We start from the raw sequence: 14,076 nt of genomic DNA, 5'->3' as shown, positions 1-14,076 counted from the left end.
GGGTCGGACGCCCCCGGGATCAGGAGGCGTTCCGGGCCGGGTACAGGCGGAGCCGGTGGGCCAGGGCGGCCGCCTCGCCGCGGCTGGAGACGCCCAGCTTGGCGAGAATGTTCGAGACGTGCACGCTCGCGGTCTTGGGTGAGATGTAGAGCTCCTCGGCGATCCTGCGGTTGGTGTGACCGGCCGCGACGAGACGGTGCACATCCTGTTCGCGTCGCGTCAGCCCGAAGGACTCCACCGCCGCCGCTGCCGCCTCGCGCAGGTGGTCCTCGGTCTGCTCCCGGCCCGCCGCCTCGTCGGTGGTGCCGTCCTGGGCGGGGACGGTGACGGCGAGCGGTATCTCCTGGGCGGCGCCGTGGGCCGCGGTCCGGTCGGAGGTGGTGAGGGTGATGCGGGCGCGTCCGGCCAGCAGTTCGATGGTCTCGGTCAACGGGCGCGCGCCGAGTCGCCCGGCGGTGCGGTGGGCCTCGCGCAGCAGGGTGGCGGCCGCGGACCGGTCGCCGGAGGCGATGAGGAGGGCCTCGGCCCAGCGGTGACGGATCTGTGCCAGCTCGTACGGGCGCTGGAGGGGGGCGAAGGCGGTGGCGGCGCGGGACCAGTGGTCGGGGGTGTCGAGACCCTCCGCCCGGGCCAGCTCGGCATCGACCAGGAGACCGTAGGCGGCCCAGATGGGAATGAGCATCGGCAGCCGCTTCAGGTGGGTCCGGATGGCGGCGAGGATCGCAGGCCGGCCCGGGTCGGCGGCGGGCAGACCCCGGGCGTCGGCCTCGGCGGCGGCGGCGACATGGAGCAGCGGCAGGGCGTACCGCTGGGTGCCGGGCGGGAAGCCCTGCTCCGACTGCGCCTCGAACGCGGCCCGGGCCTCGGGAAGCCGCCCCTGCTGCACGGCGAGGGTCATGGTGTGGCGTACGGGGGTGATGAGGTGCTGGGGCTGCGGGTCATGGGAGCCGAAAGAGCGTCGGGTCAGGGCGAGTTGAATCTCGGCCTCGGCCAGGTCGCCCTGGGCGAGGGCCAGTTCGGTACGGCGTGAGGCGACGAGCCCTTGCGCCTTGCTGGACTGGGCGGCGCGGGCCGCCGCGTCGGTGGTCGCACGGCTCTCGTCCCAGTGGCCGAGAGAGAAGAGCGAGGTCGCCTGGTTGCAGCGGACCCATGCCTCCATGTCCGCGATGCCGTGGCCGCGGCCGATCTCGATGCCGTGGTCCGCGGCGGCGACGGCCTCCAGGGAGCGGCCCATGGATTCGAGGGTGGAGGGGAGGTTGATGCCGGCCCGGCTCATGATGCCGACCAGGTGCAGTTCATCGGCGCGGTCGCGGACTGCGTACATCTCGGCGATGCCCTCGTCGACACTGCCCGCGTCGGCGGTGAGCCAGCCACGGGTGAGCCTGGCGTGCAGTTCGATGTACTCGTCACCGACGAGCCTGGCATACTCCACGGCCCGGTCGACGGCTTGCAGCGTCTCGGCGCCCGGGCGGTGCAGGGCGCCCCATCCCGCCACGCTCATCAGGACATCGGCATGCACGACGGACGGGGGCAGGCCGCGTACGAGCTCCTGGGCGGTGGCCAGTTCCTGCCATCCGTCGCCACGGGTGAGGTCCTGCATCAGCCGGGAGCGCTGGACCCAGAACCAGGCGGCGCGCAGCGGGTCGTCCTCGCCGTCCAGGACGCGCATGGCCTTCTTGGCGATGGCCAGGGCCCGTTCGCGTTCGCCGCCGAACCGGGCAGCGACGGTGGCCTCGGCCATCAGATCGAGATAGCGCAGCGGGGTGGTGTCGGGGTCGCAGCCGCAGGCCGGGTAGCTCTCCGCGTAGTCGATGGGGCGCAGGGTGCGGCGCACGTCACCGGGGGCGTCGTCCCACAGCTCCATCGCCCGTTCCAGCAGACGGAGTTGCTCGGAGAACGCGTAGCGGCGGCGGGCCTCGACCGAGGCCTTCAGTACGGCGGGCAGGGCCTTGGCGGCATCGTGTGCGCCGTACCAGTAGCTGGCGAGCCGGGTGGCCCGCTCACCGGCGCGGACGAGGGTGGGGTCGATCTCCAGGGCTTCCGCATAGCGCCGGTTGAGCCGGAAGCGCTCGCCGGGCAGCAGATCGTCGCTGATGGCCTCGCGGACCAGGGAGTGCCGGAAGCGGTAGCCGTTGCCCTCCGGGGTGGTGAGCAGCAGGTTGGCTCCGACGGCCTCCCGCAGCGCCTCGATGAGTTCGTCCTCGGTGAGCCGGGCGACTGCGGCCAGCAGTTCGTACTCGACGGTGGAGCCGCCCTCGGCGATGATCCGGGCGATCTTCTGGGCGCCGTCCGGGAGCGCTTCGACGCGGACCAGCAGCAGATCGCGCAGCGAGTCGGAGAGTCGGGAGTGGTCGCCGCTCTCCAGGCTGCAGGCGAGTTCCTCGACGAAGAAGGCGTTGCCGTCGGAGCGTTCGAAGATCTCGTCCACCAGGGCGGCCTCAGGGGTGGCGGCGAGGATGCCGGTGAGCTGGCGGCGGACCTCGGCGCGGTTGAAGCGAGCGAGTTCGATCCGGCGGACGGCACGGAGCCGGTCCAGTTCGGCGAGGAGGGGGCGCAGGGGGTGGCGGCGGTGGATGTCGTCGGAGCGGTAGGTGCCGATCACGACGAGGCGGCCGCTGCGCACGGTGCGGAAGAGATAGGCGAGGAGATGCCGGGTGGAGGCATCGGCCCAGTGCAGGTCCTCCAGGACGAGGACGACCGCGCGCTGCGCCGAGATGCGCTCCAGGAGTCTGGCGGTGAGTTCGAAGAGGCGGGCGGTGCTGTGCTCGTCGGTCGCGTCCCGGCCGTCCTCGCCGAGTTCGGGGAGCAGCCGGGCCAGTTCACCCTCCTGCCCGGCGCAGGCGGCAGCCATCTCGTCGGGCAGGGTGCGGCGCAGGGCGCGCAGGGCGGTGGAGAACGGGGCGTAGGGCAGGCCGTCGGCACCGACCTCGACGCAGCCGCCGACGGCGACGACGGCCTCGCGGCGCACCGCCGCCGCGAGGAACTCCTCGACCAGCCGGGTCTTGCCGACGCCCGCCTCGCCGCCGATGAGCAGCGCCTGCGGCTCGCCGCCGGGGCGGTCCGCCCGGCCGGTGTCCTCTGCGGCGGCGCGGGTGAGCGCATCGACGAGCGAGGCGAATTCACCTGCGCGGCCGACGAACACGGGACTGACGGACCTGGTCTCCACGTCGCCGAGCATCGCACATGGGTCCGACGGTGCGGGCCCCGGAATCGGGCCGTCCGGCATCGCGCAGCCGTCACACGACTACTACGCGGCGTGGACGAACCGGTCCCGGTCCGTACTCACCGGCCCCTCCGCCTCCTTGCGTACGGATTCACGGGCGGCCCTTCGGGCGGCGCGGCGGGCCCGACGGGCCTCCCCGACAAGCCGCTCCTGCTCGGCACGGCGCCGCAGTTCGATGTCGTTCAGCTTCTGGAGTTCGAGCGTGTACATGTGCTTCTCCCGGAGGACGACGGCCCGTTGGGACCTGGGGGGCGGCAGTGCTTCTGCCGTGCCCCCACTGTCGTCTCCCAGGGGGTGTCGCCGCATCGGGCGAGTTCCGCATCTTCGCGGGGTGGGGGGCCTTAGCCGGGTGCGGACACTGCCGCACACAGGTCGGGGCCGCCCGGGCGGATGCCTTAGACGGCCGTAGGGCGGTACGTACTCACTGGGTGGTGCCCGCGGTCGGCATAGCGACGATGAGGTCGAAGTACATGCCGGCGGAGATCACCAGGCCGAGGACACCGAGCGCGATGCCGGCGGTCGCGACGGCACGCACCCAGCCGGGCTGCGGGTGCGGGGAGGGTGCGCCGAAGGCCGGGCGGACCAGGGCGAAGATGCCGACCAGCAGGGCGAGCAGTGCGAAGAGGCCGTTGACCAGCGCGGTGGAGTGCCAGGCGTCGCCGTAGATCTCCGAGATCTGCTGGGCCGCGGTACCACCGCTCGAGGTCTTGATCTGCCCGATCAGGGTCTCGCGCTCGGCGGCGACCCTGCCGGTCCAGGACCCGCTCAGCGCTACGACACCGAGACCGGCGGCGGCCACGGCCGCGGCGGCCGAGCCGAGGCCGGACGACCCCTTGCCGGAGTCGTCGAAGTCGGAGTCGTCGAAGTCGGGGTCCGTGAAGCCGGAGTCCTCGGAATCGGGGTCCGGGGCGGAGCCCGCCCCGGCGTCGTCGGCCACCGCACGCTCTCCCTCGGCTTCGGCCGTCCCCTTGTCGAGGCTGTACGCCGCCTCCTTGGCAGTGTTCTCCTCGGCCGCGGTCTTCTCGGCGTCGAGAACAGCGGGAGCGGCGGGGCCGGTGGGAATGGTGGGGTTCTTGGGAGTTCCGGGGTTCATGTTCCGCACGCTAGGCGGCCCGGATGAGAACCCTCTTAACGTCCGTCGCCGGCCGGTCCCCCCTGCCCCGGCCTCAGGCCTTCTGCGCCCGCCACTCCCGGGCCAGTACGGACCAGATCTCCGAGTCGTGCCGCTCGCCGCGGTACAGGTAGTTCTCGCGCAGCACCGCGTCGCGTGTCATACCCAGCCGCTTGGCCACAGCGATGCTTCGGGTGTTCGCGGCGGACGCGTCCCACTCCACGCGGTGCATGCCGCGCTCGTACACCGCCCAGTCGATCAGCTTCCGTGCCGCCCGGGTGACCAGGCCACGCCCCTCCCCCGCCGGCTCCAGCCAGCAGCCGACCTCGCAGTTCCCGGATTCCGTGTCGAAGATCCGGAACAGGACACCGCCGACGAGTGTGCCGTCCAGCCAGATGCCGTAGAGCCGCCCCGTGTCGGCCGCCTGCTTCTCCGCATACCGCCGGAGCAGGGCGCGCGCCGAGTCCAGGTCGGTGGCGAACGACGCGAAGGGGATCCAGGGGTCGACGATCTCGCGGGCCCGGTCCATATGGGCGAGGAACTCCGCCGCCTGCCAGATCTCCAGCGGACGCAGTTCCGCTCCGTCGTCGCCCAGGGATATCGCGAACATCATGCTCCTTCTCGAACCGCTTCCACCACTTGCACTGCCTGCGCAGATTCCACCGGGTCCACCGGTTGTGCTGCCTGCGGGATCTTCCCATGCGGCGCGCGGCACTCGGGAGGCTCGATGCTGATCCGCGGCAGCCGCCGGTCCAGCCAGCGCGGCAGCCACCAGTTCGCTCCGCCCAGCAGATGCATCAGTGCGGGGACCAGCAGCGTACGGAGAACGAAGGCGTCGAGGGCGACCGCCGCGGCGAGCGCGATTCCGAACATGGCGATGACCCGGTCCCCGCTGAGGACGAAGGCGAGGAAGACCGAAATCATGATCACGGCCGCGGAGTTGATCACGCGGCTGGTCTCGGCGAGGCCGACCCGCACCGCCCGCCGGTTGTCACCGGTCTCCAGCCACTCCTCGTACATCCGCCCGACCAGGAACACCTGGTAGTCCATGGAGAGCCCGAAGAGCACGGACACCATGATGACCGGCAGGAACGGTTCGATGGGCCCCGAACTGCCCAGCCCCAGCAGCTCGCTCCCCCACCCCCACTGGAAGATCGCGACGACGACTCCGAACGAGGAGGCGACGGCCGCCACATTCATCGCGGCGGCCTTCAACGGAATGCCGATCGACCGGAAGGCCAGCAGCAGGAGCAGGCAGCCGAGCCCTATGACGACGCCGATGAAGAGCGGGAGCTTGCCGATGATGATCCGGGCGAAGTCGTCGTAGCCGGCCGTCACCCCGCCCACTTGGGCCCGGAGCGAGGTGTTCGCCTCCGCCTGCGGAAGGACATCCGTACGCAGTCGGCCGACGAGCGCGCTGGTCTCCTGCGACTGCGGTGACGACTTCGGTACGACGGTGATGAAGGCCGCACTGCCGCTGTTGTTGTACGTGACCGGGCCGACCGAGGCCACGCCGTCGGTGGCTCGCAGGACGTCCGGCAGGCCGTCCATCGCCAGCCGGTCGTCCGCGCCGTCGAGCTGTGCGGCGATCGTCAGGGGGCCGTTGACGCCCGGTCCGAATCCGTCGGCCAGCAGGTCGTAGGCCTGCCGGGTGGTGGACGAGGAGGCGTTGTTGCCCTGGTCGGAGGTGCCCAGATGCAGGGAGAACGTGGGCAGCGCGAGGACCAGCATCACCACAGCGGCGAACGCCCCGAGCAGCTTGGGGTGGTGTTCGACGAACGCGGACCAGCGGGCGGCGAAGCCGGTGGGCAGTTCGGGCTGCGGCCCGCGCTCGGCGAGCCTTCTGCGCTCGCGCCGGCTCAACGCCCGCATGCCGATGAAGGACAGCAGGGCGGGCAGCAGTGTCACGGAGGCGGCCACGGTCAGGACGACGGTGAGCGCGGCGGCGATCGCCACACCGTTGAGGAAGCCGAGCCGCAGGATCAGCATGCCGAGCAGCGCTGTACAGACAGTGGCTCCGGCGAAGACGACGGCCCGCCCTGTCGTCGCGACGGCGTTCTGCGCCGCCTCGGCGACGGTCATGCCCCTGCGCAGTCCTCTGCGGTGCCGGGTGACGATGAACAGCGCGTAGTCGATGCCGACGCCGAGCCCTATCAGCATGCCCAGCATGGGGGCGAAGTCGGCGACGGTCATCACATGGCCCAGCAGCACGATGCCCGCGTACGCCGTGCCGACGGAGACGAGAGCAGTGGCGATGGGCAGCATGCTGGCGGCGAGCGAGCCGAAGGCGAGGAACAGGACGACCGCCGCGACGACGACTCCGATGGCCTCGCTGAAGTGGACGGAGGGCGCCTCGGTGAGGGCGACGGCCGAGCCGCCCAGTTCCACCTGGAGGTGGTCTCCGGCGGCAGCCTTCGCTGTGTCGACGACCGCCCGGGCCTGCTGCACCGGGATGTCGTCGGACTGCTGGTCGAAGGTGATCGTGGCGTAGGCGGTGTGTCCGTCCTCGCTGATCTGCCCGGCGCCGGACGCCCCGTACGGCCCGGTGACGGCGCCGACACCGGGCAGTTCCTCGACCGCGTGCAGGGTTTGGGTCATCGTCTGCCGGACATCGGCGGCCCGCACGGTGGAGTCGGTGGTGTGCCAGACGATGGTGTCCGTGTCACCGCCGAGGTCCGTGAAACCGCTCTTGAGGAGCTCGGCGGCCCGGCCGGACTCCGTACCGGGTACCTCGTAGTCGTTGGAGTAGGCCGAACCCGCGAAGCCCGCCGCGGTGGCTGCGCCGCCGAGGGCGAAGAGCCAGATGAGGACGGCGACGAGGCGGTGCCTGATACACCAGCGGGCAATGGCAGCCAACGGACGTGCTCCTGAGGGTTCGTGGTCCTTTGCCGGGACAAAACATGAATTACCCGCAAAGAACACATGACCTGAGGATCGCCACTCTGGCAGCCGATGGTGATCCTTTGTCGCATTCGTGGCCTTACTCACAATGGCCGCAGGAATTACCGTGGCCCCGGCGTCACAACGACTGCCGACCGCCTCACTCGGCCAGTCGCTCCTCCGCCTCCAGCTCGTCCTCGAACTGCTCCTCGATCTCCGCGATGCCTCTCGCCACGGCGTCCGCCAGATGGACGGGGCAGGTCAGCACCTCGCTCCCGAAGCCCTGGCCGAAGTCCGGGCCGGGGGCGGGGCATGTGTCGGGGGCGTAGAGGTGCGCGATGCGGGCCGTGCGGTCGCAGGTGCGCTCATGGCCGGGCGCATGGCCGTCCGCGTGGGTGCATGCGCCACCGGGCAGGGTGGTGGCAGCGGTACGGAGGATGCCGAGGATCTCGCGGGCGATTCCGTACGACAGCTCCAGGGACTCGGCCGCCGTGCCCATCAGGAGCAGCAGCACGGTCCGGTCGAGCGCGGGTCCGTCGGGGCCGAGCCGCTCGTACCGCCGGGCCGCCCAGAGCGCCGCCTCCTCGGAGGCTGTCTCGTCCTCGAACGGGACATGCCGCTCGCTCAGCCGCTCGATGTCGAGGCGGCCGTCGGGGCGCAGGTACACCGGGTCCAGATGTGCCGTCTCCCGGGTTCCGAAGAGGGTGTCGACCGCTTCGCGCAGATGGTCGCGGGCCTCGACGGCGAGGGCGCGCAGGAAGGAGGTGCAGGTCCACGCCTCCAGCGAGGCCCCGTATCCGTCCTCGTGTTCCTCGCGCAGGACGGTCCGGCCGCCGGGGCTCTGCAGGTGGATGCCCTGGGCGGCCTGCTGGTCGCTGCCGGAGTTCAGTGCCGGGTGCTCGCCGTCCTCGTGCGCGCAGGTCTCGTCCGGCAGCAACGAGAGTACGGACTCCAGGCCCTCGATCATGTCGTCGAGCAGCGACCGCTGTCTGATCCGGCCCGACCCCGCGTACCAGCAGCTCGCGTGGGCGACGACGACATAGCCGGCGAGTGCGGCCCGGGAGAGGCTGCTGGGCGGTGTGGCGTGGATCTCCAGGTCCCAGAGCGGATCACCGTTCGGATAGTCGTTGAGCACACTGTCCAGGCTGCGGATGTTGTTCCGGTGGCTTTCCGGGACGATCTCGGGGATGCCGTCCGCGCTGCCCGGCAGGATCACATCGGCGGCTGTCCGCGCCCATCCGACGGCGTTGTGGGGGCATGCCTCGGCCGCGTCCCACGCAGCGAGCGGAACCTGGACGTCCGGCGCGTCGAGCAGCCCGTCCGCGTCCGTGTCCCACTCCTCCAGGCTCCCGGTGTACGGATGAGCCGCGTGCCCGCACCCGCCGGTCTGGAGGGACTGCTCGTCCATGGCCTCGACGGCGGCGCCGAGCGCGTCCACCACGGCCCGCTCGACGGGGGCGCCGCGTCGTCCGAGGACGTACCGCGCCATGTTCACCAGACCGAAGGTCAGCAGGACCGCCTGCTCGCCGTCCGGTTCGGCGGCGAGCAGGCGGGCGCACTCCAGGACGACGGGGTCCGCCTCCTCGGGGGCGGCGCCCGCCGTGACTCCGGCCCATTTCTCGATCAGTTCAGTCATGATCGAGGAAACGCCGGCCGCCCCGCGGCGGTTCCGGTGGGCGCCGAACTCCCGTACGCAATGACGGGCCTGCCGGACGGCCCGTCAGCCGGAAATGCTCGCCCGGCCGTTCTCGATGTGCCCCATCAGCCGGCGCCGGAAAACATCGTCCCCGTCGACGGTGACGGACAGGTCGTACCAGCCGTGTGCGTCGGCCGCCGAGTGCACGACCGTACGGCTGCGTCCCGGCTTGACCTTGACGGTCCTGGTCCAGTCCCGCAGGTCCGCCTCGTCGACGTACCCCAGCGGCCGTACGGTGAAGGTGAGCGTCGTCCGCCCCGTGTTGCGCAGGGTGAGATGCAGATCCCGCTCATGCGCGTCGACCCGCGAGGCGACCTCGGCCCCGGCCGAAGCGCCGTCCTTCGCAGGCCCGGCGAACTCGCGCCGGAAGCCGTTCGGCCCCGTCACCGTGAACCGGTACGCCGCACCGGTGAGGGGCACCGTCCATTGCGCCGTGCCCCTTACATCCCGGTGTTGCGGTACGAGGAACTCCCCCGCGTACGGATACAGCGCGAAGTGCGCGGACGAGCGCCCCGTGTTGCTGAGGGCCACCCGAACCGCCCCGTCCACCAGCTTCGCCTGGGCGTCCGGCTGGTACGGCAGCGCACGGGCCGGGCGGGCACCGGGCTCCTGTACGGGCATGTGCTGCACGAGCGGCGGCTTCGGCGTCCAGCGTCCGCTGAACGGAGGGATGGCGCCGGGCTGCTCCACCTCGGGCCGACGCCGCGCGCGCTTGAAGTCGAAGGCCGAGGTCAGATCGCCCGTGACGGTGCGTCGCCAGTCGCTGATGTTCGGCTCCTCGATGCCGGTCCAGCGCTCCAGGAAGCGGATCACGGAGGTGTGGTCGAAGACCTCGGAGCAGACGTAGCCGCCCACGGTCCACGGCGACACGACGAGCAGCGGCACCCGAATCCCGAGGCCGGTGGGCTTGCCCTCCCACTGCTCGTCGGTCACCTCGGGCGGCGCGACCGGCGGCGGCACGTGGTCGAAGAAGCCGTCGTTCTCGTCGTAGTTGATGAGGACGGCGGTGTGCCGCCACACATCGGGGTGCTTGCCCAGCGCGTCCAGGACCTTGTAGACGATCGTCGCGCTGTGGATCGGCGACGAGACGCTCGGGTGCTCGGAGTCGACGGCCGACGGCACCAGATAGGAGACCTCGGGCAGCGTGCCCGCCGCCACGTCCTTGGCGAACTCATCGGCCAGCGTTCCGGTCTCCACCCGGCGCAACGCACGCTCGAAGAGGCTGCGTTCGGTCTTGTCCAGGGTGACGACGCCCTCTTCGAGCAGACCGAGCAGCCGCTCGCGCTCCGTGGCGTCCGCGTCCCGTACCGCCGAGTAGAACGACTCCATGTACGTATGGCCGCCGGTCTTCGCCAGCGCCTTGCGGGCGATCGCCTTGAAGGTGGCGAAGAACTCGATCTGGTTGTCGGTGAAGTTCTCCCACTCGGTGTACGTACGCCAGCTGCGCCCGGCCTTCTCCAGCCGCTCCGCGTACGTGCCCCAGTCGTACCCGGGGTGCGTGCCCTCGTTGTACGCGTCGTTCCCGACGGCCCGCTTGCCGTTCGCCTCGTTGCCCGTCTTCCCGCTCCACAGGTGGTTGCGGTTGGGGCTGGTCGAGGTGTGGATGGAGGAGTGGTAGGCGTCGCAGACCGTAAAGGTGTCGGCCAGTTCGTAGTGCAGCGGGATGTCACGGCGGTCGTAGTACGCCATGGTGGCGGCCGTCTTCGCGGTCACCCAGCCGTTCATCCAGCCCCCGGCCCATGCCTTCCCGCCACCGCTCCAGGAGTGGTCGAGCGCGCCGATGTACTGGAGGTCCTTCTTCTGCGTCTCGGCGGCGTCCCGCACCGGGAACGGCAGCACAGAGGTGCCCAGCGGAGCGGGCTGCTCGAAGACCGGCTTTCCGGAGGGCAGTTCGAGGGCGTTGCGGTCACCGAAGCCGCGCACTCCCCGGAGCGTCCCGAAGTAGTGGTCGAAGGAACGGTTCTCCTGCATCAGGATCACCACATGCTTGATGGCTCCGAGCCCGTCACCGCCACCGGACCCCGCCGAATGTTCCGGCTGCGCGGCAATCGCGGCCTGCAGCGACGGCGGAAGCAGCGACCCCGCAGCTGCGACGCCGAGTGCACCGCCGCCGAGCGCGAAGAGCCGTCGCCGTGAAATGTCCGTGGTCAAGTGAGCCTCCCGAGTCCTGTCGTTCAGCCGGGAAACTAATCAAGCCAGGTGTCGCCGGGAAGGATTTCGTACGGCTCGGTGGTGAACGTCCAACAGGTCGGCCGGGAAAGTCCAACCGCGCCCCGCACCTGATCACACCCCGATCAGCTGCAGCGCACCCCACAGCGCGACCGTCGACACGGCCAGCGTCGCCGGTACGGTCAGCAGCCCGAGCCGGGTGAATTGGCCGAGGTCGGGCGCGGCGCCGTGGGTGTGCAGGATGCGGCGCCAGAGCAGGGTGGCGAGCGAGCCGACGTACGTGAGGTTCGGCCCGAGGTTCACGCCGATCAGGGCCGCGAGCAGCGGGCCGGGACCCGCCGCCGCGACGACCGGCAGCAGGGCGAGGATCGCGGGCAGGTTGTTGATCAGGTTGGCGAGCACCGCCGCCACCGCGGCCACCGCCAGCAGCGCGGGAAGTGACGAGCCGTGCGGCAGGAAGGTGTCGATCCCCGCACCGAGGCCGTTGTCGACCACGGCCTTGACGACGACGCCCAGCGCCAGCACGAACAGGCAGAACAGCGGGTTGGCGGAGCGGACGAGGCCCCTGACGGTGGTCTCGCGCTTCGCCAGCGCGCGGACGGCCAGTACCCCGGCACCCGCCAGCGCCGCCCACAGCGGTTCCGCACCTGCGAACGAGGTGACGACGAATCCGCCCAGGGTCAGGGCAAGGACGACGAGCGTGAAAGCGGGGATGCCCGGACGGTCCTCCCGCGGCTTCGGCGGATACGCACCCGCTGCCAGATCGGCGGCGAAGACCCGGCGGAAGACGGCGTACTCGACAGCGATGGCGGCCAGCCACGGCAGGGTCATCAGCGCGGCGAAGCGGGTGAAGGAGAGGCCGCTCGCGGTGAACGCCAGGAGGTTGGTGAGGTTGGAGACGGGCAGGAGCAGGGACGCCGAGTTGGCCAGGTGCGCACAGGCGTAGACGTACGGGCGGGGGCGGGCGCCGACGCGGGCGGCTGTGGCGAGGACGACGGGGGTCAGCAGGACCACGGTCGCGTCCAGGCTGAGCACAGCGGTGATCACGGAGGCGACGACGAAGACCCCGCCGAGCAGCGGGACGGTCCGCCCGCCGCAGGCTCGGGCGACCAGATCACCGGCGGCCGTGAACAGCCCCTCGTCCGCACAGAGCTGGGCCAGGACCAGAATCGCCGCGAGGAATCCCACGACCGGCAGCAGGCTGCCCACCTGAGCCCGGGCCTCCGGCCACGGGACCGCACCGGCCACGGTCACCAGCACCGCCACGGGCACGGCGACGGTCGCCTCCGGCAGCCCCCGGGGGCGTATGACGGCGAAGGCCAGCACGCCGAGCAGGAGGACGACGGAGACGATCTCGGCAGTGACGGTGTTCAGCGGACTTAGGACTCTCCGGATGGGTGAAGGGGCGGTGCACCCGGCTCACGGGTGCGCCGCCCCTTCAGGGACGTACGGACCGCCCACGCAGGGGACGGATCAGCCCTCGACGCCGAGCTTCTCCAGGATCAGCTCGCGCACGCGGGCCGCGTCCGCCTGGCCGCGGGTGGCCTTCATGACCGCGCCGACGAGTGCGCCCGCCGCCGCGACCTTGCCGCCGCGGATCTTGTCCGCGATGGCGGCGTTGGCGGCGATCGCCTCGTCCACGGCCGTGCCCAGCGCGCCCTCGTCGGAGACGACCTTCAGGCCGCGCTTCTCGACGACGGTGTCCGGGTCGCCCTCGCCCGCGAGGACGCCCTCGATGACCTGGCGAGCCAGCTTGTCGTTGAGGTCGCCCGAGGTGACGAGCTCGGCCACCCTGGCGACCTGCACCGGGGTGATCGGCAGCTCGTCGAGGCCGCGGCCGGTCTCGTTGGCGTTACGGGCCAGCTCGCCCATCCACCACTTGCGGGCCTGGTCCGAGGGGGCGCCCGCGTCGGTCGTGGCGACGATCAGGTCGACCGCACCGGCGTTGAGGATGGACTGCATGTCGTGCTCGGAGACACCCCACTCCTCCTTCAGCCGCTTGCGGCGCAGCCGCGGCAGCTCGGGGAGGCCGCCCCGGAGCTCCTCGACCCACTCGCGGGCCGGGGCGACCGGCACCAGGTCGGGCTCGGGGAAGTAGCGGTAGTCCTCGGCGTTGTCCTTGATGCGGCCGGCCGTGGTCGAGCCGTCCTCCTCGTGGAAGTGCCGGGTCTCCTGCACGATCGTGCCGCCCGAGCTCAGCACCGCGGCGTGGCGCTGGATCTCGAAGCGGGCGGCGCGCTCGACGGAACGCAGCGAGTTCACGTTCTTCGTCTCGGAGCGCGTACCGAACGTCTCGGTGCCGTTGGGGCGCAGCGACAGGTTGACGTCGCAGCGCATCTGGCCCATCTCCATCCGGGCCTCCGACACACCGAGCGCCTTGATGAGCTCGCGGAGCTCGGCGACGTACGCCTTGGCGACCTCGGGGGCGCGTGCGCCCGCGCCCTCGATCGGCTTGGTGACGATCTCGATGAGCGGGATGCCCGCACGGTTGTAGTCGAGCAGGGAGTGGGACGCGCCGTGGATACGGCCGGTGGCACCGCCGACGTGGGTCGACTTGCCGGTGTCCTCCTCCATGTGGGCACGCTCGATCTGCACCCGGAAGATCTCCCCGTCCTCCAGCTGGACGTCCAGATAGCCGTTGTAGGCGATCGGCTCGTCGTACTGGGAGGTCTGGAAGTTCTTCGGCATGTCCGGATAGAAGTAGTTCTTCCGGGCGAAGCGGCACCACTCGGCGATCTCGCAGTTCAGCGCGAGGCCGATCTTGATGGCGGACTCGACGCCGATCTCGTTGACGACCGGCAGTGCGCCGGGCAGGCCGAGACAGACCGGGCAGGTCTGGGAGTTGGCGTCCTGCTTGAGCTCGGTCGAGCAGCCGCAGAACATCTTGGTCTTGGTGCCGAGCTCGACATGGACCTCCAGGCCCATGACGGGGTCGTAGGACGCGAGCGCGTCCTCGTACGACACCAGGTCAGTGACAGTCACGGTGAAACTTCCCTC

General features: G+C 71.0%; 9 protein-coding genes. All 9 read right to left on the bottom strand.

From position 1 onward, the window contains the following. Positions 1 to 19 precede the first annotated feature (19 nt). The 9 genes from ACFVYE_RS19955 to gatB all read right to left on the bottom strand — a co-directional run bounded on the left by ACFVYE_RS19955 (position 20) and on the right by gatB (position 14,061). Positions 20 to 3,178 (bottom strand): AAA family ATPase, encoded by a 3,159-nt coding sequence (locus ACFVYE_RS19955; RefSeq protein WP_389606631.1) that lies wholly within the window; start codon positions 3,176 to 3,178, stop codon positions 20 to 22. 69 nt (positions 3,179 to 3,247) lie between these two features. Then, entirely contained in the window at positions 3,248 to 3,433 is a 186-nt protein-coding gene (locus tag ACFVYE_RS19950; RefSeq protein ID WP_383969202.1) for a hypothetical protein, read from the bottom strand. A 211-nt stretch (positions 3,434 to 3,644) separates the two neighbouring features. Next, positions 3,645 to 4,316 carry a hypothetical protein gene (locus ACFVYE_RS19945; protein ID WP_383969205.1) on the bottom strand — a complete coding sequence of 224 codons (672 nt, stop codon included), beginning with the start codon at positions 4,314 to 4,316 and terminating at the stop codon, positions 3,645 to 3,647. A gap of 73 nt (positions 4,317 to 4,389) precedes the next feature. Beyond that, entirely contained in the window at positions 4,390 to 4,944 is a 555-nt protein-coding gene (locus ACFVYE_RS19940; RefSeq protein WP_383969222.1) for a GNAT family N-acetyltransferase, read from the bottom strand. Then, a complete protein-coding gene (locus ACFVYE_RS19935) occupies positions 4,944 to 7,190 on the bottom strand; it encodes an MMPL family transporter (RefSeq protein ID WP_389606629.1) in 2,247 nt (748 codons plus the stop codon). The genes ACFVYE_RS19940 and ACFVYE_RS19935 overlap by 1 nt, the downstream gene beginning before the upstream one ends. 184 nt (positions 7,191 to 7,374) lie before the next feature. Beyond that, on the bottom strand, positions 7,375 to 8,850 hold the full coding sequence (locus tag ACFVYE_RS19930; protein ID WP_389606627.1) for a hypothetical protein: 1,476 nt from the start codon (positions 8,848 to 8,850) through the stop codon (positions 7,375 to 7,377). Positions 8,851 to 8,934: 84 nt separating this feature from the next. Next, positions 8,935 to 11,061, bottom strand: a complete 2,127-nt coding sequence (locus ACFVYE_RS19925) for a phosphocholine-specific phospholipase C (protein WP_389606625.1) — start codon at positions 11,059 to 11,061, stop codon at positions 8,935 to 8,937. Positions 11,062 to 11,193: 132 nt separating this feature from the next. Next, positions 11,194 to 12,453: an SLC13 family permease gene (locus ACFVYE_RS19920; RefSeq protein WP_389606695.1), complete on the bottom strand. Its 1,260-nt coding sequence runs from the start codon at positions 12,451 to 12,453 to the stop codon at positions 11,194 to 11,196. Positions 12,454 to 12,552: 99 nt separating this feature from the next. After that, the gene (gene gatB / locus ACFVYE_RS19915; RefSeq protein WP_383966378.1) at positions 12,553 to 14,061 is read right to left on the bottom strand and encodes an Asp-tRNA(Asn)/Glu-tRNA(Gln) amidotransferase subunit GatB; all 1,509 of its coding nucleotides are present in this window, start codon (positions 14,059 to 14,061) and stop codon (positions 12,553 to 12,555) included. Between the last annotated feature and the right edge of the window lie 15 nt (positions 14,062 to 14,076).

The sequence above is a fragment of the Streptomyces sp. NPDC058239 genome (assembly GCF_042882185.1).
Classification (GTDB): domain Bacteria; phylum Actinomycetota; class Actinomycetes; order Streptomycetales; family Streptomycetaceae; genus Streptomyces.
The sequence above is the reverse complement of the archived record's forward strand: the minus strand, read 5'-3'. Positions and strand labels throughout refer to the sequence as shown.